Origin of the sequence: Spirulina sp. CS-785/01 (genome assembly GCF_028330525.1) — a bacterium.
GTDB lineage: Bacteria > Cyanobacteriota > Cyanobacteriia > Cyanobacteriales > Spirulinaceae > JAQMSD01.
Window position 1 is genome coordinate 1 of sequence record NZ_JAQMSD010000175.1, and the last position, 19,534, is coordinate 19,534.

Consider the following 19,534-nt stretch of genomic DNA (forward strand, 5'->3'; position numbering starts at 1 on the left):
CAGTCACCGGAGGCTCACCCCACACCTCCACCCGTCCCAACGTATGACGCGACAACGGATAAAAACGAATACTATCCTCCCCCTCCTCATAACGATGCCGCAACCGTTCCCGCAACTCCTCAAACTTCCTCTCATCCAACACACATTCAAACACCGAATATTGAACCCGTTGCCCATACCCCTCCAACAAATCCGCAATCTTCTTCCGCCGCCGATCCGACGGAATATCATAAGTAATCACATACAACAACATCAGCGCGTTACATAGGGAGAATATCCCTCACTAGGACTGTACACAAACCGCTTAAACCGCTTCACCTGCTGCATAAGAATATCCCATCGAGGCTGCACCCCATCCTCGACCTGAATTTCCTCCTCCATCCGCCGCACAAACCCCTGTAAATACTTTTTCCGTCCCCTCTCACTCAAAAAACACCCCCCATCCCGATACTCAAAATCCCCCAACTGCATGACCCGTTTATTAATCAAGCGCAACATCAACGAATCCACCAACGGCGCACGAAACTCCTCAATCAAATCACTCGCCAACGCCGCATGACGCTGACTCCCCGAATGTAAACACGCCTGATAGGGGTCTAACCCCTGCACCTCAATCAACGCCAACAAATGATTCCACAACACCTGATACCCAAAACTAAGAATGGCATTCACCGGATTCCCCGGAGGCCGCCGCGAGCGAGACGTAAACACAAAATCCCCATTCCGTAAACAATCCCCCAACGCCGCAAAATAGGTCTTCGCCCCAGTCCCCTCAAACCCCAACAACCGTTCACTAGAATCCGCGTGTTTCACCTGAGTTTGTAAATAATCCAAACTCTGAATCGCCAAACTCAGAGACTCCGACGGATAGCGACGTTTTTGCCGTAACAAAAGCGTCCGACTATTCTGTAACTTCCCCAAAACAATACTTTGAGCCACCCCCAACCGTTCCCCCACCCCCAACTCCTGCTGATACCGAGCCAAAACCCGATACCCCCGTTCAATGGCCACAATGCGCCCATAGCAATACCCCATCCGTGATAAATAAACAACGGGAATATCCCGCCATAAACAAGCCCGAATGGCCTGAGTCGTCATCTGAGACTTCCCAAAAATCAAAACCTGCTCTAGTAAAGGCAATTGAACCTGAGAGAGAACTTCCCCCTGAGCCTTCACCACTAACTGCTCCTGCTCCAGAGCCACATAACAACCTTGTTGAGAGACATAAAGAGAACGCATTTTGGATAATTCATAATAGGTAAGTAAAAAACCCGGTTTCTTTCTCCATCTAGAGACATCATCCCCCACTCACAAGAGAAACCGGGTTTTTCGGACAAACAAAAGGGAGTCAAAAACCCAGTTTCTTTCTCCATCTAGAGACATCACCCCCCACTCACAAGAGAAACCGGGCTTTTCCGAGACAACCAACCAGGACTCCCTAAAACCGCCGAATATCATCCCGTTGACGCTCCTGCATCACCCCCGTATCAACCCCCCTGGGTAACTCAGACGGCGGCACACCACCCCCCAACCAAGCCACCACCCAATCGCCAACCACACAAACCCCAAAGGTCGAGGCCGTAATAAACAACGTATTGGTAATTACCGCCGCTAACCCTAACGGCGCAATCAACAGTAAAGTCAGGGTAATCGCACAATTCACCCCTGCAACCACCCCACTGCGAACCAGTGCGGCCCGAGTCGATATATACATAACGCTTAATTCCTGAAACTCAATCTTTTATCTTCACCCTACTCTCCCCCCACCCCTAAAATCCACTAATAGCCCATCCTCACCCCTCCCTCCCTTGCCCCCATCAAACCCCCATGCTAGGCTAAACCCCAAACCTCATCTTCCCTAACAAAAATATTCTCTTTTTTTCCCTCCCAAAACAGCCCCCATGCCCCGTAAACCCAGTCCTCACCCCTATGCCGACCCAACCGCCTTCCAACGGTTAATGCTCCTCATCGCCACTCTCATCCATCACCCCGGAGTCGGTTGTCCCCAACGCCGCGCCTGGCGAGATAACCCCAAGCAACACCACAACGCCCTAGAAGACCTACAACAGCACCTGCAAACCCTCGCCCAAGAGCAAGGCCACCCCCTCCCCCCCAACTATCCCGCCCCCCCAACCCTCCAAAAAGACCTCAAACGCCTGCGAGAGTACGGCATATTAGACCGCAGGATGTATCGCTGGGGCTATTATCTCGGCACAGGGATCATGAGTCCCAGAGAATTGCAAGCGGCTTTAAATGCCCTAGAATCTCAAGCTAAATACCAAGGGGATCCGCAAATTCGCCAAATGTATCAAAGCCTCCTGCAACGGGTGCGGGGGTTTGCTTTCCCCCACCAAACCAAGGCCACTTCTCCCTATCCGGTCCGACAAAACTGCGATCGCGCGATCGATTATACCGACCCAGAGGAGATGTTAGAGAAACAGGACTATCAACCCACCCTATTTCATCATATTGCCCCTTTAGAGGAGGCGATCGTCACTGGGCAACCCATTGAAATTTCCCGTACAGTGAACCCCTATGGAGACAGTCAATTAGGCATTGATCAAGTTTGGCCCTTACAACTGATTTATCGAGATATCGCCTGGTATCTCCTCTATGAACGCTGCGCCAACCATCAATTAGTCATTGGCCGCATGAACCGTTATAAAGACTATTTAAAGGTACTTACCCCCAATGGTCGAGGCATTGAGGCTCAATGGGAGCGTTTACAACAGGCCCATGAATTACTAGAGACAGGGTGGGGGTTGAAGTTGGGGACACGGGAGGAACAGGAACAGGAGTTAGCAGGAAAGGGGGAAGGAGTCAGCGTCCGAGTGCGCTTTTTCCCCCCAGTGAGTACCTTTATCGAGGAGGGCCAATTACGACACCCGAAACAAAAGTTACGACGGGGAAAGAAAGACCCCACCACAGAAAAACCGGAGTATATAGATTATTCTTTAGTGTTACCACCTCGGTCCTTGGATGAGTTTAGTATTTGGGTCCAACGCTATGGGGATAAAGCGCAGGTAATGAGTCCTCCAGCGTTAGTGGAGCGTCATTATGGGATGGCGTTGCGGTTGTTGGGGCGGTATCAAGGATCAGTAAAATTGGACTAAAATATAGTAAAATTCCATAATTTAGTATTTAATCATATTAAGGAAGTGAAAAAGTATCTATTAATCTATGCTGTTTTGTACTAGGATCAAATTCACCTTGTACTTCATCTTTATGTTTTTTTCCTAATCGAGTCCAAGTAGTTTTTGGCTTGGGAGAGTAACTGAATCCAAAACCATGAGGTAAACTAATTCCAACTAAATCAGTTATGAGATAGCGATCATGAAACTGCTCCCACATAAAAACAGTAATTGGAATCTTTAGATTTTTAATTTGCTGTTTTAAATGATTAAAACTGACTCTATATTCTTCACTTGAGTAACGGTCCAAACTAACATGAAATTCTATGCTTTGCAAGGAGTTAGTAAGGGGTATTTTTATAAAAATTTCATGAAATTTATTATGACTTTTAGAGTCGGGATTTAAGTAAGGATCAATAAACATTAAAGAATTAGAATGTTGGAAAATTAGCTTTAAATTGTTTACATAGTCTTGTACTGTTCGAGATAATCTTACTGATGGACTTCTATCTAGCCACCAATTAGTTTCATTAAGTTTTTCTATAGAAGCAACTATTTGATTGTTTTCAAACCTTTGTTTTGTAGCTTTTGGTGTGATTATTCCAGTTAGCGGTGCTTGCTTATGGGAAGAAAGTGCTTCTTGACACCATTCAAAATCATCACTAGGTTTTTTTAAATTGACTTTTTCTGTGGTGACTAATCTTCGTTGCTTTTTTAACGCTTTTAAAAACTTTTTAGTTGTAATGGGGTGCTTATACTGAAGCCGATTAATAAATTCATACCATTTGCCACCATGTAAATTACGTAGTAACGCTTCTTCTTGTAATATTGATAAAAGCTGTTTTAAATGAATTTCACAAATATCTTTACGACAATCTTCATCAGTAGTGCTGTTACCATAAGAATTAAAATTGAATACATCTGGGGTTAAACTATATTCATTCAAAAGCATTATTTTTAAAATAACTCCTCTAATTCTTCTTCAAAAAAACCACCCGGCCATGATTTTATAAATTCTCCTCTTGCATTCAAGTCTATATGTCGAACAACCGCAGTATCTCCAATAGGTTCAACAAATAAAACTGATATATTTTCTGGTTTTATTGGGGGGGCATGAGAGGGTAATTCCTCTTGAAATGTTTCGCGCATTCGTCTCATAATTCGCAACATTAAATGTTCGCTATGCGTTTCAATGATTAAGGTATTTTTCTGTGCAGATTCTATGAATAAATCTCCTAATTCTGTTTGCAGTTTAGGGTGTAAGTGTAATTCTGGTTGTTCCATTAAAATGGTTTTTCCTTCCGATAATACACTTTGTGTGATAACGGGTAAAACTTGACTGATACCGAAACCAACATCTAATAAACTAACATTAACATTATTTTTATCCACTAAGCGAATAGTGTAAACATCACTTTTTAAACCTTCTTCACTAGGAGTGAATGAAACAGGTTGTAATTGATAATGAATTTCAAAATCCTTGAATTTTTGATTAACTTGATCCAATAACTCCGGGTTTTTAAACAGTAAATTTGTCATCATTTTACCAGATTTACCTACTTGTGAGTCAGACTGATTTGTTGCAATATAAAAACGTTCTGGATAATCTCTGATCGGTCCAATATAGCAAGTTTCTTTGATAAATGTAAGAAATAGAGGATTTAAAAAATCAATAAAATCGACTAATATATTAGAATGTTCTTGATAAATTTTAGCTAAATATTCTAATTGTTCATCCATTTCTTTTTGGATTAAATCCCCATAAAAATTCGGTAAAAAATCATTAAAATCAAGATATTTTGAATAATTCATAACTTGAATATAATCTTCTAAAGCTACTTCTAATATTAACGTTTTATTGAGAATGCTTAGAAGTGAAATTATTCGATCTATTTTTAGTTCAATTTTCTCTTCATCTATTTTTCTTTGTTTTAATTGAGTTACTCCAAGTTCGTTATCATTTTCAGCTTTTAACTCTTCAAGAGCTTGAATTTGTTCAGTTTTTAACTCCTCAAGAGCTTGAATTTGTTTATTTTTTGCTGATGGTGGTCTTTTTATTCCAAAACTTTTTAATGCTGTTTTTACAACATTGGTTACTGATTTTCTGATATCTACTTTAGAGTGTTCCCACCAATTTTGCCAAATAATGTGATTAGGATTAAGTTCACGGATTATTAAATAATCTTGCTCCTCACTAGGTTGATAAGTCACAAAAGGTTCTTTCATATTACTAGCAAAACAGTTTATAGATTCAAGGCAAATTTGAGAGTCCCGATAACAATAAGTGACTTCTAAACCAATGAAGGGGTGATCCGTTAAAATCTCACCTAATAACGCTTGGATACTATCGGGTAAAGGTGGATCAGAATCAAATTCCCCAATCTTGAAGGTAGTTTTAAAAGAAAAAAATCGCTCTGTTTCGTGACGATGAATAAATTCTCGATAATTCCCTAAATCTACAAGGTTTCCTTGAGGAAGTAAGAGTGTGTTCCCATCTCCTGCTTGCTCTAAGGTTTGTTTGAGCAGTAGAAGGGATTGAATAATGGAACTTTTTCCTGATGAATTTGCACCGTAAATTAGGGTGATAGGACGAATGGGAATAGTTTCCGGGCCAGCAAAGGCTTTAAAGTTGGTGAGTTGATAGGAATGGAGTTTAGTCATACTAGAATTAGATGAGGTGAAATAGGTGCGCTAAAGCGCACCTACGAACTAGGGTAGAGGAAATACTGTAGCATAATTTTTAGCTGACGTTTGGTTGCTTAATTCCTCTACATATTGCCGACGGGGATTCTGAGTTGCTCCAAAAACGGTGACAACTTGATAATCGCCTAAATCCGCAATCCACACAGGAGAGGGTTGTACACCCTTCACGACTTTCCCACACAAGTTGCCATCATAGTCTTCCCTTGACCCTCTTTTAATTTTAAACTGGGGACTGTGAAGGATGTTTAACGCATAGGGTTTATCATTTCTCTCCCTGCCATTACAAATAATGATTTCACAGTTCCGATCTACGGCATCTGTCCAAGTATCCTGATGGACTGGGAAATTATTGGTACGGTGGTTATAGTCGAGGTTTTGAGAGGTGAGTTGACCTAATGCTTGATAAAATGCCTTGAGACGCTGCTGAAAGGTCTTTTTAAAGGCGGAAATTTGTTCGGGGGCCTCCCAGAAAGGATCGGCTTCTTCTAGCTCAATATAGAAGGTTGAACCCCGATACCAAGGGGCGCGATCGCGGTTTTGTCGAGAATAACAAGGTCGTCTCGCCCCTTGTCCAATTCCCCCCAAATTAAACAATAACCAAGTTAAATTTTTCAACAATGTTTTTAACTGGGTCTCTTGGTCATTGGGCGTTTCTGGAGAGAAAGATAAAACCAACGTTCCCTGCTGCTCCCCACAAGGATCATTTTGCCCTTTATAATTAGGACGGGGTTCTTTTTGAGCAATACGACCATTGAGCAAACTAACTTTCAAATAACCGTACTTTTTAGGATTAATGCCCCCAAAGAGTTGTGCTTCCCAAGTGGATACTTGTTGTGGGGTTAACACTCCCAAAGCAAAGGCACGAAACCAATAACGCAACATGGATTTAAACGCCGTGGGACGGACTTCCGCTTGGGCTTGTCCGCGCATTTGCCATTCGTGGCGACGGTCATTCCATCGCCATTGGGTAAAGCGTTGATATCCGTGAATTAACTGCCCTTCTAAGCTAAAATCAACCCGGAAAAACTCATCTGTCGGTTGCCCCACTCCGGCTTTCAATAAGTCGCCATAGCCTGTGTTGACTTGAGACCCAATCCCAGACTGTAATCCTTGAATTAGCCAAGTTTTCACGGGTTCTAAAAGGGCTGCATCCTCACAGCGACTCGTTAACCGTAACCCGATTAAAAATGTGGTTTCTTTCAAGGATAAAAAGGGATTGGGATTGGGAGAATAATTCAGGTCATTCCCCTCCCAAGACCAAATATTATTGGCAATATCCATCGTTAACCCTCCCGTTTGACTGGGGATGGGGTAAGCATCCAGAAAAACAATTTTTCCCGCTTTATCCGCATCCCCTGCTTCGAGAGAGCCAAAATATTTGGCAATGTTGGGATGGTCTTGAGCTTGTTTCCAGTTCAACTGGGGATTTTTTGCCATTAACTCTCGGATGGCCTGAGTTCTCGCCACACCCCGTAGGGTACTAGAGGGGATATAGGGCATCCCCAAAGCATCAAAGGCCGGGAGTAAAATACTTTCGGGCCCCCGATGTCCCCCAACGCGAATCCGCCAAGGGCATTTGACTTGAAAGGTATTATTTTTTCCGGCAATGCGTTCGGTTCGTTTACTGAGGGTGGCGAGACGTTGGCGATAGTTGGCGTTTTCGGTGGCCTGTTGTAGGATTTCTACTTTTGTCCCGTCTTTGTAGTTGTCTCGGTCTGGTTCACGCATCCAGCGCAAATATTCAACGAAACTAGCGGTTTCGTGGGGACTGGGTTCGTTGTCGGGGTCAAGCCAAGGGGAGGGGGGAGTGTTATTGTTTCCCCCGTTTCCGCCTTGTCTGCCGCCACTCTTGTTTCTCGGTGCGTTTTTTCCGCCTTTAGAGATGACTTTCTTGGTTGGGGGGGTTGGGGGTTTTTTGGTCGCTTTGGAGGGTTTATTGGGACGTTTGGGGCGTTCATAGACCATAGGGGGTTTCTCCTGTTGCAATGATGGGATAATTAAGGACTCGGTTCATTCTTCTCCGGTAATGTCGTGATAAACGGCATTGGCCCAGAAACTGAAGTCGTTGGCGAGTTCTAGTCCTAGTCCGGTGAGGCCGAGGTAATCATCGGAACTTAGGTCTTTGATGGTGTCTAAGCCGCGATCGCCCGCTAGATTTTTCAACCCCGACAGGCTTTCTAAGCATTCAAAGAACTTTTTAACGACTTGTTGCTTTCCTTCCTGCGTTAAGGCGCGTTCTTCAGCTTTAAGACGCATCATTCCCCAAGTGGCCAGATAGGTATAAAGTTCAACGGCTTGATTTTTCTGTTCTTTCAGTCGCGCTTCATCTTGGGAGGATTGCGATCGCAAGCCCGCTAATGCCTCATACACGGGTTTACTGATAGTGCGCGGATCAAATGTTGTCATGATACTTTCCCCTTTTTAATTTTTAAACCATTGTTGAATAAAACCCCGTCCGAGGCTTTCTTGTCCCCCAATTTGAATAATGTCACTCTGCTGGAGTAATTGTTTAAAATCTCGTTCTGCATCAGCACTTGTGCCATTACTCTGGGCAGTTGTTCCCCAAGGGAAATACATTAAAGTATCCGGGGGAATGGCCTCCTCATAGCGAAATCCTCCCTCCACGGTTTTATGTTCATCGAGTTTAATTTTCACTTGTCGCCATAGTCCCATTTGTATTAACGTGGCACAATGGCGATCAGGTAAAATCATCACTCGTTCAATGCCTTTCGCTTCTGGACTTTGGGGGACAAATTCTTTCCAGTTAGAAAAGTCTTTTAACTCTGAAGCCTTTAATAAGGCATCTTTGAGGTAAACATTAGAATTTTCCTGTTTGAAATTACAACTATATGCGTCGGGAATGGTCATTTCTGGATTATTCCACTTTGCCCAACGAGTGAGGAGTAAGGGGGAACTAATCCACACGACTCCATGACTGAGTGAGGGAATCGGCAACCAGAGAATTGACCCATCGCCAATCCAAATTTTACCTTGGGTTAAATTCTCACTGCCATCGGAAGTTTTTCCCTCTTTTAGTTCATTTCCAAACAAGCGATCGCGCTTTACCTGATCGGTTTCACTCGACCGAATTTTCCCCCGTAAGGTACTCGATGGAATATAAGGAAAATTAGTATGCGATTCACGGGCAATCCCCACTAAATTTCCCTCTTGGGTTGTTCCTCCGGTATGTAACGGAGACAGTAAATACAAATAGACGGTGTGCATATTCATAGACTTTTTGACCTACAATTGAATAATTTTTGCAGAATTTGGACAAGACAATCATTACAGCACATGGGCTGATTCTTCTTTTAACGTTTGTATTCCCCAATCAGACAGCGATTTGAGCAAAGAGGTTTCAGGAATCTGCCAATGGGGACTGGCAATTTTTTGGATAACCTCTCGCCAAAGTAGTACAATTTGCTGAGTTTCTTGTAAGTTTTCTGACAGTAAATTCTGTTGTTCCCATAGTCGTTCTAAATCATTTCTTGTAATCGGTTTTGCTTGATGGACAATATCATTACGACTGAGCCGAATCTCATTCAATAATTTAACATAGGGATTATTTCGGGATAAATTATCTCGCCTTTGCCAAGCCTCAATGAGTTCTTTAATGGTGGGATCATAAGGACGGCGATTCATATCCCAATAATCTGGAATTGAAATTAAACCTAGTTCAATCCAATTCTCTTGTTGATGGCGTAAATAAAGTAACCGTTCTAGGGTTTGTGCTAACTGCATAAAGGCAGTTGTGTAGTTATTTTGAGTGAGTTGTAATTCAATGAGAAAAAAGGTTTCTAAGGTGGCTTGTACAGCATCTTGACGGGTTTCTAATAACTGGTTTCGCCATTGCTGCACCCTTGCCCCACCTGCTAAATCTTCCAAATTCCTACTTCTCAGCCACCCCGTTTCAAAGTTACGATTATTTAAAAACGGTTCAATTTCCCAGTTGGTGACATTGGCTAAATAACCCGCCAATTGATAAAGAACCCGATGGCGGAGTTGATGGGCTTGTAGTAAAATTTGACAGGTGCGAAAATCTCCCTTTTCCCAAATGGTGATGATTTGTTGCCGTTCCACAGGCCAAAAATATTCACTGACGGCAAAGAGTTCGTATTGGCTGGCAGTTTGGGCAGAACGCTTCCCGTTAGCCCCCTCGACATAGAGGGTTTGAGGTTCGATGGGGTTGGCATTCAGAACTTGGACTTGTCGCACTAAAGCCGCCGCACAAATTTCCAAACTTTCTGCGATCGCCGGAACAGCCCCTTTATTTTCCACCAGAAAGACCGGAGGGTCTTCCCGACTAGGTAATGCTTCCACCGCAAGGGGAAAGATAAACCCCTCCAATTCTTGGCGGATCAATTCCCGTTTATTGGCTGCAACGATAGGGGCAACCACATCCACTTGCACCCCAGGCCAAGTTTGCTCAATTTTCCCCTTCATCAGTTCCGCCAACCAGAGTGTATCAGCGCGACGGTAGTTCCAGGGGGTACTTTCGGGCTGATTAGTTGCCCAGAGGATAATATGCTTTAATCCCTTGGGGACGGATTCTGCAATGATAGGGTCATCGAGGAGTAAGCGCACCGCAGTAAAATCCCCGCCTAGCCACTCTGTACAATAGTCCCAATAGCGTTGTCCTAAATGGCGGACACTCCAAAAATAAGCGGGTTTGTTTTCCTCGTGATACTTGCGTTCGATTTGCAGTTCTCGGTATAGTTCGTTGATATGGGGGGGATGTCCGCGATCGCTATCGGCCCCAAAGCAACGGACTATCCCATCTTGACAAAGCCAACCGACTTGTCTTGTGCCAACTGTAATAATTAACGTATCAACGCGATCGACTTGGGTAAGTTTAGACGGGTTCATAGGACTGGGTTCAAGCAATAACAGGGTTAAACCAATTCGTTTTAATAAGTTATCCACAAAAATTGCGAATAGCCTAAATTTTGCCACCGTTGGGTTTTCGGGGTTTCTCGGAACAAGGGTTGCGGGTGTTCGAGATAGTAACAACTCCCCGGTGGGGCTGCGAAAACTTGCGGGGCCGGAATACTTTTTTGAGAGTCTTCCTTATCCCGAATACGGCAACTGATGGGAACAGGACGATCTGTCGCCACACTCACCAATGGCCCCGGTGTTTGATTCTTGTTCACCGTATGAGCAAGATTCCATTCCCATGGCCACCCCCGACACATCGCTTGGAGTTTCCCCCGCGACACTTTTTGGGGATATTCAAACACCCCAGGAGTGACCAAATAAGCGATCATTTTCCCCCCTTGCTCAAAATTCTCCTGAGAACGCTGCTGAATTGCCATCCAGTCTTCCCCCAAACCATCGCACTGTTCCACCAAAACCCGATGGCCTTCCCCTCCTAGTTGTAATGTCGTGGGAACATCCGGGAGTGGTTGGTCTAACCCCACCGCCAAACTCCATCCTTTATGCAGACGAATGGCATTCTCCACAAAATATCCATCCGCATCTTTAACTTGTCTTGTCCCTTCGGCAATATTATTGTGGGGTCGAGACTCAACTTCCCAAGGTTGGGGGGATTCAGACTCGGAACACCGCCAATCGGTCTCTGCTAATTCATTATGTAGTATTTTTTTAATGACCTCTGTGGGTAAATATTGGCGATACTTGAGCTTTTTATGATTCGAGTAACTCTCCTCCGTCTCCCGTTGCTGTGTTACTAAAGGAGCAGGTTGCGATCGATCCCACTGCATCATGTGAGCAGGATGGTTCTCTAACCAAGACACCGGAGTTAAACGCCGTTCCCCCACATAGTTGAGAGGTCGAGGCAAATATAAGGTTTTGTCACGGGATAAAAACGGGCCAGTTAAAGTTAATTGGTCTGTTGCTAAAACACTTCGCAATGCCCCGGCTAAAGTGTGTCCATTGGGGGGGAAAACACTCCCTGCCCAAGCTCTTTCCCCAGGGGTAAAGGGTTTGGCATCGCGGAATAAGAGAATATCTAAGGGGGTTAAAGTGTACCAATACATAGTTTTAGCCAAAAATAGTAGAAAAATGAACTGTTAATTCAGGAAAGGCAAGGGGAGCAATCCTTTGATTTTCCGTAATAATTTGCTGTTGTTGATAGGTGCGATTTTCTGGTTCTCGATAAACTTCTAAAAGTTGGCGAGTGAGATTAACTAGCTCAATAGTCTGGAATCTTATTTTCAGCATACAAGGGCTTTTTAATCTCTTGATCGGGGATCAGGCTTGAATCAGCCACTTCAATTAACAGTAAAACATCTTCAGGGGTGGGGAATTTATGGGCATAAAAATCTTCACGGGGTTGGAGTAAGGTGAGATCGGGTTGGGGTTCAGAATAATTATTGAGTCGGATGGGGGTTTGGACTGTCATAATTGCGCGATCGCGCAATTGTTGAGGGAAGAAATTACTCAAACGATTAATCGTGACAGCGTGTTGTAAGCCAATCGGCGACATTTCGAGGATTTCTCCCTCAATTAATTCTACCCTTTCTTCTGGTTCAAAAATGCCAATTTCGTCCATTTTATGATAATGTTCAACGGTAATTTTTTTAGTAAGTAATGGCAGAGTGTTCATATTTAAAAAAACAGAAAAAAATTGATAAGAATTGATCTGGGTTATGCCTAGGGCGTATGCAATATGCTCCTACAGAAATTGAGGATTTTTTAGGGTATCGTAGGGGCGCAATGCTGGTGCCCAAACTTGCTTTTGCTCATCCAAAAGGACTAAGTTCTTTTGAACCCACCTGGGAATTTCGGAGGACAAAAGCCGCTAATTTGAACCAGTTTTTCACCTCTTGCTCTAATTGTTTCTCTAATGTTTTCTCCCAAATTTTCTCTAAAAAGGCCGTTAATTGCTGAGTAAAACGCTCTTGTTTCTCATCATCCTTCAACACCTCTCGACGAGACACAAACGCCTGGACCCAAGGGGAAATAGCTGCCTTGTGCGGAACAGGATGTTGTTCCCATAATTGCGCCGCACTTTCAAATAATGCGGGTTCTAACTCTAAATTTAATAATGCTCGCCATTGGGCAAACGTCTCAAATTTAGTGGTCGCTTTGAGAATATTGCCGTTGCCGTAAATAACCCGGACTTGGACCGCATCTTTTTTATCTTCCTCCCCCTTCTCATTGATGCAGACATGATCTTTTGCGTCATCTTCCGCTTCCCAGAGGTTTTCTAAAGCAATAGCCAACGGTACACTATGATGAGCCATGACAAGGCCAAAACTAATAGTCGCCTTCTCTCCCATCGTGAACAAAGGACGGTCTGATAAGCCGTTAATAGGCGTTTTCGGTCGCCAATAGTCTCCCGTCTCATCAAACTCCCCGTGCGGGTCTTTATCCCCTTTAAAACACTGTCGCACATCCCACAGCCAACTGTCCCATTCCCAAAGGTTGGTATAAGCGAGGACATCATCTCCACCCCCATAAATTAACCGCCCCGCATAGCGTTGTTCGGTGAGATAGGGTAGAAGTTGGTTAGAAAAGTCGAGTAAAGCCCGACTGAGGGCATTATGGGTTGAGGGGCCCATACGTTTTTGCAGTTGTTTGAATTCCTCAAACTCTGGTTTCACGGGATCGGGAATAGTTAAGGTTTCGGGGAAATAGGCTTGATATTGCTTCATTTTCGTCCCTTTCAGCCAGTCCCCCATGCCATCCCCATCTCCGGCTGCTAAAACATACCAATTGGCCGGGTTATTATTGGGGTAATGGCGATCGATGCGCTGTTGTAGCTCATTGCGATAGCTGCGAACTTCCTCCTCTGGTAATTCCAACTCCTCGACCAGCCAACCTGCATTTAAGACACGAGGATGATACTGGGAATACTGTTCATTGTCTGAAGTATCAATCCAAGGAATTCCCCAAGATTGGCTGATGAGGTCAGGAATTTTCCGGTGATCTTGAATAATTTTCTGCTGAATATCTTGGCAAGCGTGACGAAAATGCTGGAGTTGTTCGGATGTTCCGGTTTTGAGAAAACCCGCTACTCCGGCAGTGAGGTCGGGATAAGACCCGGCTATATTGGTTTGACCTTGTTCGTTGTCTATCCCCAGTAAGTCGGGTAAAACTTTTTCTAAACCTCGTTTGACGGTTTCGGTGGCGTTTAATTCTTCAATGCCGTCAAATAATCCAGCATTTCTTGTCCAATAGTTGCGAGTCTCTCTTTCTGTTACCCAGTCTGTGAGTTCTCCTGCTTGGTTGCGTTTTTTCTGGTGGTCGGGATAGACGACAGACCCTAACCCAGAAATGGTCGAACGGGGGCCGAAGACGGTGGGAAGTTGCCAGTTACGGGCATTTTTGACTGCTGCTAGGCTATAGCGGTTTTGGTCGAAGATGGCGGCCCACCATGACCCCACATTGGCGGCACAGGGGTTGCGGTGTTGAGTCTCTTTGCGATGTTGTCCACTTTTACGGAGAAAGTCTAGTTCTTGTTGAAGGAAGAGTGCTTGCTTGCCGGTCAGTCCGTAGGCTTCATTTTGCCGTTCACACCAATCTTGATCTTGTTGGGCTTTTTGTTGTGTGGCTTGGGGGGTATCGTCTTGATAAATTTCACTACTTTTGAGGGTTTCCCCTTCTTTACCGATGGGAACGGCAGTCCAGTAGATTTGCCATTGTGCTTCTAGCCAACTGGTCCAAGTTCTATCGGTTTCTTGTAGTTGTCTTGTCCAGTGGCGTTTCTCTTTTAAGTGGGTGAAGACAAGATGGGCAACTTGTCGCCATTCTTGCAATAAGGTGCTTTTGGCGGTTTGCATGGCGGCTGCGACTTTTTCTTTGGGCAGGATTAATAGGAGTACATTGGGGAAGCCAGCAGTGAGTAAGCTGCGATCGCTAGGTTGTTTGACCCATTCTCCAAATTCTTGTCTCAGCCAATGGTCGATTAAGGGTTGTTGGAACAAACTGGGATAAAGGAAGCAGTCGGGCCCGTATTGTTTGGCAAGAGTCCAGCAGACTTTGGCGGACAGGTAATGGAGTAACCAAGACCCTGCCCAGAAGTCTCGCATTTTCCGACTGGCTTTGATCAGTTGTTGGACGGGGGAGAAGCTGAAGGTGGCTAGGTAGGCATGGGGGAGAGGCGCATTGGCTGGCCAAGGGTTGGCGAGAAGGTCTGGGGTGGCATTATAGCCGATGAATGCTCCTGCTAGGGCGGCGGTTAAGCTGGCATGACTCCAGATTGATCCGTCGGGAAAGCGGGTTTCGGCGGGCAGGAGTAATAAAGATGGGTCATTAAAGTTTTGACAGGTGGTTTCGGGGAGGCAACGCCACAGCCACCAAAACAGGCGTTTGGGGTCGTTTCTGATGGCGGTGGGGATACTATTTCGCAGGTCTTGTTCTTGCTGTTGGAGGTAGTTTTTACGGTTGCTGAGAATTTCTTGATGGTGAGTTTCTGGGAGTTTAAGGTCTTGTTGTTCTCCTGAGAGGAGATGGCTAATTTTTAAGCCTTGGTCATTATAATTAACACTGGTATTGAGGTTAGCGATCGCGCCGCGATCGCTGGCAGAGGTAATATAATCGGCATTTTTCAGGTGCTGAAAGATTTTTCCGCTTTTGCTTTCAGGATTCCAGTTATTGTCTTTCCAGTCTGCCATGGCTTCTAGGTCGAGCCAGAAGCTATTATCACCGCGTCCGGTGTTGTTATGTAATCCTTTTAAGGCCGGGTCATGGAGAAGTCCCCAAATTTTCGCTTGCCAATAGACATTGGACATAATTCGATGCTCCTTTAGTCAGTAAACAGTAAACAGTAAGCAATAAGCAGTAAATAGTCAGCAGTTATTAGTAGGCAGTTATTAGTAATCAGTAATCTGACACTGAGCTTGTCGAAGTTTAGGACAAGTTTTGGTTGCTAGGGGGGCTTCATTTCAATGGGTGACTGCTTAGGACCCGCTATTTTGCCGGAAGCTAGGTTCTACCTTAGCAACTCTTTTAAGGAAATAGACCTTGAGGTAAGCATATTTTGATAGTTTGTTTTATTTTTCAATAATTGGTTATAGGCAGTAACATTAATTCATTAAGTTATACGAAGAAGTATGAAGCAAGTCCCCTAGAGGGGCATTAACCTGGCTTTTTTGCCGAGGGTTTGCGTTTGGGGGAGGGGGGAGTCGAGGCCGACTGGAGTTGAGTGAGTACCGTTTGGGTGAATTGTTGGACTCGTTTTTGCTGTTCTGTGGGAAAGAATAGGATATGGATGGTTTGGCCGGAGTGAACGACTAAGCGTTCTCGTTTGATCAGGAAAAAGGCAATAATAAAAATGATTCCAATGATCCAAATGATGGTGATTAGACCCACCCATAATAACCACCAAATGGGTCCAGAGACAATTTCGATACTGTCTATATTTTTTAAGGGGAGGTAGGTGGTTTTGGTTTCTAGGTTGAAGGCCGTTTTTTGTTGACTACATAGCATTTGGCCTTGTAATTCTAGTCGAATTGTTCCCCGTGTCGGAACAACAAAATTCCCGACGCTTTCTCCCAGTTTGCCTTGGAGTTGGGTGAGGGGTGCTTGGGTTCGCATGATCTCCGCTTCTGTGAGGGTTAGTTCTACTTTAAGGGAGGGGTGAGGGAAATGTCTTGAAAAAGAGCATATTTTATTGTTTTTGTGTGAAATTGAGGAGAGGTTTATGAGATGAGGGTTTTGGAGGTTAGAGGAGCAGGTTTTGTCTAGTTTTAAATATTGGCTTTTTTAGAGAGGCGGCAGTTAGTCTTTCCTGAATTTTCCTATATGAAAACGGTATGGAGGATATCCGCCTGTCAGAGAGTCTAACCCATCTCTCTCATTAAAATCCAAACGCTAAAGTATCCAGCATATATTTGCTTTTCTCCCGACCAACCGCCATATAAATCTCTAACAAGTCCTGATAAGTCGTTTCGCCGCCGACCAATGATTGCTTCTCGTGTTTTGTTACTAATAGTGGTCATTATTCTGATTAAATAAAGGGTAAAACTTCTTTTGCTAAGTGATAGACAACTGGAACTGAAACAGCATTACCAAACTGATATTTAGCTTTATTTTCATTACTGAAAAGTTGAAAGTTGTCAGGAAAACCTTGTAATTTTGCGTAATCTTGAGCAGTTAAAGGCTTATAATTTCTCGGACTATAAATATTTTTAATAAAATCCTGCTTATAGGCTATTGGATTTTGGCATTTAAAAGGAACAGTTGCCACATAATCTCTAACACCTGTTGCTGTTAAAGTTCCCACTGCATCTCCATGGGGTAAATAAATTTTGCAAACGCCATTAATACCAGATGAGATTTTAGAATTAGCAAATTTATAGCCTTTATTTTCTTTATTTTTTAAAACTCCTTTATCAATTAATTGATTAAGTTCTGAAACTTTTAAATCAGGAAGCAAGCCTTGTAATTGTTCAAAAGTTAGCGGATTACCATCTTTAGAACCATAGATTTTTTTTCGTCTATTTTTTAATAGGGTTTGACAGATTAGCTTTTCTCTAGGAGTAGTTGGAATTAAATCCCAAGAATGAATCGTTGAATGTCCATCTCGTATATCAGCAAACGTAAAAAAATCGTTTAATTCATCAGGTTTTTGAAATCTGCCTCTAGACGGTGGAACTTTTCCCGTTGAGTATAATACTTCGGGAGGAAATTTAGCTTTTTTTAACTCATAGGGTTCAAGTCCAGAGATCACATCATAGAGTTTCACTTTATGATTAAGCGGTTTTGGGAACGTAAACCCCCAACAATTCTCAAGTTTATCTTGAATTCCCACAATAAAAATTCTGTCTCGATCTTGCGGTAAACCAAAATCATAGGAATTCAGGACTTGGTATTTTACAATATAGCCTGATTCAGTAAAATTTTTGAAGATATACTCTAAACTACTACGGTTTCTCGGTTCAAGTAAACCTTTGACATTTTCAAAAATAAAGGCTTTGGGTTGATTGACTTTAACGAGACGGAAGACATCCAGCCACAATTTTCCCCGCGAATCTTCCAACCCTTTGAGTTTGCCAGCAATTGACCAAGGTTGACAAGGTACACCCCCCACCATTAAATCCACAGTAAACGGCAGCTTCCCAACTGCTTGAATATCACCTAAATCAATTTTGTCACTCTCTTTATTTTTAATAAAATTTTGCTGATAAACCTGAATCGCGTTTTTATCAACTTCTGAATACCCTAAACAAGTTCCTCCCAATTGTTCCAGAGGAATCCTAACCCCCCCAATCCCCGCAAATAAATCAACAAACGTAAACTTTTTTTGGATACTTTTGGGATTGAGAGGTTGTAATAATTGAAATATATCTAACTGATTCGTTTCGGTACGGATTGCCATTCGCTAGAATTTCTTGACTTAACCTATTGTAACTGGTCTGTAGGGTTATCTCAAAATTCTAGGCAATTCAAGTTAACCATTACTGGATCATCCGACACCCCCCCGACGGGACAAAAGTAATCCCCCGACGGACTGGTTTGGCCGGGAGACGGTTTTGTAACTGAAAGCGAGTTTCAGCCACCATTGTCCCTAAAATAACCTGCATTTCAAACAACGCAAACGCCGCACCAATACAACTGCGACTCCCCCCACCAAAAGGGAAAAATTCATAGGCCGTAAATGTCCGATTTAAAAAGCGGTCTGGATTAAATTGATCAGACTGTTGAAACGTCCCTTCCCGATGATGAGCCAGATAAATATTCGGGACAACAATTGTGTCTTTTGTCAAGAGATAGTTATGAATTGTATAATCCTCTTGTAACACACGAGGTTGGGCAATAATCGCAATGGGATACGTCCGTAATGTCTCCTGACAAACTGCCTGTAAATAGGGCAACTGGCACAACTCATGGGGAGCAGCTTGAGTCCCCACTGTGTTCAACTCTTGCTCCAGTCGAGATAACACAACATCTTGACTATAAATCCAGTAAAACGCCCAATCTAACGCCGATGCGGTGGTTTCATGGCCTAACAATAACAAAGTAATTAGTTGATCTCGCAACTCCTCATCAGTCATCCCCTGCCCCGCTTCATCCTCTGCCCTCAACAGTAAACTTAACACATCCATCCCCAAGTCTTCCTGCTGTTGGCGACGCTCCCGAATTTCTTGATAAATTAACTCATCAATCTCCCGTTGTTGCTGTAAAAAATGTCCCCAAGGACTCCAAACCCCCAAATCTTTTTGTAAAGGGGGGAAAAAGAAACAAGTCGAATAAAGCGGCTGAGTAATTTCCTCTAATAACTGAGAAATTAACCCCTTTAACCGTTCATACCGTTGTCCTCGCCCTATACCAAACACTACCCTTAAAATAATATCTAGGGTAATTTCTGCCAGATAGGGACGGAGACGAAAAACCCGCTTTTTCGGCAACCGAGAAAGGGTGTCTAAGGTAATGTCTTGAATAGTTTGCCCATAACTTTGTAAACTCTGCCCATGTAACGGGGGCATTAATAACTTACGCTGTCGTAGATGAGACGCACCATCTAACATAATCAACGACTGGGGCCCCGTCAACGGTCGAAACACATCGGTTACTTTTCCCAAAGCAAAAGTCCCCCCAGGGGCCGTAAAGACTTGCTTCACGGCCTCTGGGTGGCTGACAAACACCACTGGAGGGGAGTCCAGTCCTAACACTCGCGTACTAAAAATGTCTCCGTAGCGTCGGGAAGACTTCTCAAAAAAGCGAATGGGGTTGAGGACTAACTGGAAAGTTTGCCAGAGGGGAGGGGTAGATAGACTAGAAACACTCACAGACAA

17 protein-coding genes are annotated in these 19,534 nt (G+C 43.7%); 1 reads left to right on the forward strand and 16 read right to left on the reverse strand.

The window, feature by feature from the left end:
* The 3 genes from cas2 to csx18 form a co-directional block, all read right to left on the reverse strand.
* On the reverse strand, positions 1-253 hold a 253-nt coding region (gene cas2, locus PN462_RS11430; RefSeq protein WP_272128346.1), incomplete at its 3' end, for a CRISPR-associated endonuclease Cas2.
* Complete coding sequence (gene cas1 / locus PN462_RS11435) at positions 253-1,239, reverse strand: CRISPR-associated endonuclease Cas1 (protein ID WP_272128347.1); 987 nt, start codon at positions 1,237-1,239, stop codon at positions 253-255. The genes cas1 and cas2, both read right to left, overlap by 1 nt.
* 199 nt (positions 1,240-1,438) lie before the next feature.
* Positions 1,439-1,714, reverse strand: a complete 276-nt coding sequence (csx18, locus tag PN462_RS11440; RefSeq protein ID WP_272128348.1) for a CRISPR-associated protein Csx18 — start codon at positions 1,712-1,714, stop codon at positions 1,439-1,441.
* Positions 1,715-1,901: 187 nt separating this feature from the next.
* Here csx18 and PN462_RS11445 point away from each other — a divergent pair, with 187 nt between their 5' ends.
* Complete coding sequence (locus tag PN462_RS11445; RefSeq protein WP_272128349.1) at positions 1,902-3,113, forward strand: helix-turn-helix transcriptional regulator; 1,212 nt, start codon at positions 1,902-1,904, stop codon at positions 3,111-3,113.
* Positions 3,114-3,150: 37 nt separating this feature from the next.
* On the opposite strand, the gene PN462_RS11450 is transcribed toward PN462_RS11445, so the two are convergent.
* From PN462_RS11450 to PN462_RS11510, 13 genes are all read right to left on the reverse strand, one after another.
* Positions 3,151-4,083 (reverse strand): hypothetical protein, encoded by a 933-nt coding sequence (locus tag PN462_RS11450; protein ID WP_272128350.1) that lies wholly within the window; start codon positions 4,081-4,083, stop codon positions 3,151-3,153.
* Positions 4,084-4,088: 5 nt separating this feature from the next.
* Positions 4,089-5,792 carry an AAA family ATPase gene (locus PN462_RS11455; protein ID WP_272128351.1) on the reverse strand — a complete coding sequence of 568 codons (1,704 nt, stop codon included), beginning with the start codon at positions 5,790-5,792 and terminating at the stop codon, positions 4,089-4,091.
* 48 nt (positions 5,793-5,840) lie between these two features.
* Entirely contained in the window at positions 5,841-7,799 is a 1,959-nt protein-coding gene (locus tag PN462_RS11460; protein WP_272128352.1) for an RAMP superfamily CRISPR-associated protein, read from the reverse strand.
* A 45-nt stretch (positions 7,800-7,844) separates the two neighbouring features.
* Positions 7,845-8,240 carry a hypothetical protein gene (locus PN462_RS11465; RefSeq protein ID WP_272128353.1) on the reverse strand — a complete coding sequence of 132 codons (396 nt, stop codon included), beginning with the start codon at positions 8,238-8,240 and terminating at the stop codon, positions 7,845-7,847.
* 15 nt (positions 8,241-8,255) lie between these two features.
* Positions 8,256-9,059: a type III-B CRISPR module RAMP protein Cmr4 gene (gene cmr4, locus PN462_RS11470; protein WP_443029147.1), complete on the reverse strand. Its 804-nt coding sequence runs from the start codon at positions 9,057-9,059 to the stop codon at positions 8,256-8,258.
* Between the two features lie 60 nt (positions 9,060-9,119).
* The gene (locus tag PN462_RS11475) at positions 9,120-10,757 is read right to left on the reverse strand and encodes a hypothetical protein (RefSeq protein WP_272128355.1); all 1,638 of its coding nucleotides are present in this window, start codon (positions 10,755-10,757) and stop codon (positions 9,120-9,122) included.
* Positions 10,742-11,830, reverse strand: a complete 1,089-nt coding sequence (locus PN462_RS11480; RefSeq protein ID WP_272128356.1) for a type III-B CRISPR module-associated Cmr3 family protein — start codon at positions 11,828-11,830, stop codon at positions 10,742-10,744. The genes PN462_RS11475 and PN462_RS11480 overlap by 16 nt, the downstream gene beginning before the upstream one ends.
* A 4-nt stretch (positions 11,831-11,834) precedes the next feature.
* Complete coding sequence (locus PN462_RS11485) at positions 11,835-12,014, reverse strand: hypothetical protein (protein WP_272128357.1); 180 nt, start codon at positions 12,012-12,014, stop codon at positions 11,835-11,837.
* The gene (locus PN462_RS11490; RefSeq protein ID WP_272128358.1) at positions 11,986-12,399 is read right to left on the reverse strand and encodes a Uma2 family endonuclease; all 414 of its coding nucleotides are present in this window, start codon (positions 12,397-12,399) and stop codon (positions 11,986-11,988) included. The genes PN462_RS11485 and PN462_RS11490 overlap by 29 nt, the downstream gene beginning before the upstream one ends.
* Before the next feature lie 136 nt (positions 12,400-12,535).
* Positions 12,536-15,529 (reverse strand): type III-B CRISPR-associated protein Cas10/Cmr2, encoded by a 2,994-nt coding sequence (locus PN462_RS11495; protein ID WP_272128359.1) that lies wholly within the window; start codon positions 15,527-15,529, stop codon positions 12,536-12,538.
* A gap of 346 nt (positions 15,530-15,875) precedes the next feature.
* Entirely contained in the window at positions 15,876-16,334 is a 459-nt protein-coding gene (locus tag PN462_RS11500) for a hypothetical protein (RefSeq protein ID WP_272128360.1), read from the reverse strand.
* 412 nt (positions 16,335-16,746) lie between these two features.
* The gene (locus PN462_RS11505) at positions 16,747-18,117 is read right to left on the reverse strand and encodes a DNA cytosine methyltransferase (protein ID WP_272128361.1); all 1,371 of its coding nucleotides are present in this window, start codon (positions 18,115-18,117) and stop codon (positions 16,747-16,749) included.
* A gap of 79 nt (positions 18,118-18,196) precedes the next feature.
* The gene (locus tag PN462_RS11510; RefSeq protein WP_272128362.1) at positions 18,197-19,528 is read right to left on the reverse strand and encodes a cytochrome P450; all 1,332 of its coding nucleotides are present in this window, start codon (positions 19,526-19,528) and stop codon (positions 18,197-18,199) included.
* Positions 19,529-19,534 lie beyond the last annotated feature (6 nt).

Coding starts and splice junctions, on each gene's coding strand:
- cas1 (WP_272128347.1), bottom strand. CDS start 1,239: ATGCGTTCTCTTTATGTCTCTCAACAAGGTTGTTATGTGGCTCTGGAG.
- csx18 (WP_272128348.1), bottom strand. CDS start 1,714: ATGTATATATCGACTCGGGCCGCACTGGTTCGCAGTGGGGTGGTTGCA.
- PN462_RS11445 (WP_272128349.1), top strand. CDS start 1,902: ATGCCCCGTAAACCCAGTCCTCACCCCTATGCCGACCCAACCGCCTTC.
- PN462_RS11450 (WP_272128350.1), bottom strand. CDS start 4,083: ATGCTTTTGAATGAATATAGTTTAACCCCAGATGTATTCAATTTTAAT.
- PN462_RS11455 (WP_272128351.1), bottom strand. CDS start 5,792: ATGACTAAACTCCATTCCTATCAACTCACCAACTTTAAAGCCTTTGCT.
- PN462_RS11460 (WP_272128352.1), bottom strand. CDS start 7,799: ATGGTCTATGAACGCCCCAAACGTCCCAATAAACCCTCCAAAGCGACC.
- PN462_RS11465 (WP_272128353.1), bottom strand. CDS start 8,240: ATGACAACATTTGATCCGCGCACTATCAGTAAACCCGTGTATGAGGCA.
- cmr4 (WP_443029147.1), bottom strand. CDS start 9,059: ATGCACACCGTCTATTTGTATTTACTGTCTCCGTTACATACCGGAGGA.
- PN462_RS11480 (WP_272128356.1), bottom strand. CDS start 11,830: ATGTATTGGTACACTTTAACCCCCTTAGATATTCTCTTATTCCGCGAT.
- PN462_RS11485 (WP_272128357.1), bottom strand. CDS start 12,014: ATGCTGAAAATAAGATTCCAGACTATTGAGCTAGTTAATCTCACTCGC.
- PN462_RS11490 (WP_272128358.1), bottom strand. CDS start 12,399: ATGAACACTCTGCCATTACTTACTAAAAAAATTACCGTTGAACATTAT.
- PN462_RS11495 (WP_272128359.1), bottom strand. CDS start 15,529: ATGTCCAATGTCTATTGGCAAGCGAAAATTTGGGGACTTCTCCATGAC.
- PN462_RS11500 (WP_272128360.1), bottom strand. CDS start 16,334: ATGCGAACCCAAGCACCCCTCACCCAACTCCAAGGCAAACTGGGAGAA.
- PN462_RS11505 (WP_272128361.1), bottom strand. CDS start 18,117: ATGGCAATCCGTACCGAAACGAATCAGTTAGATATATTTCAATTATTA.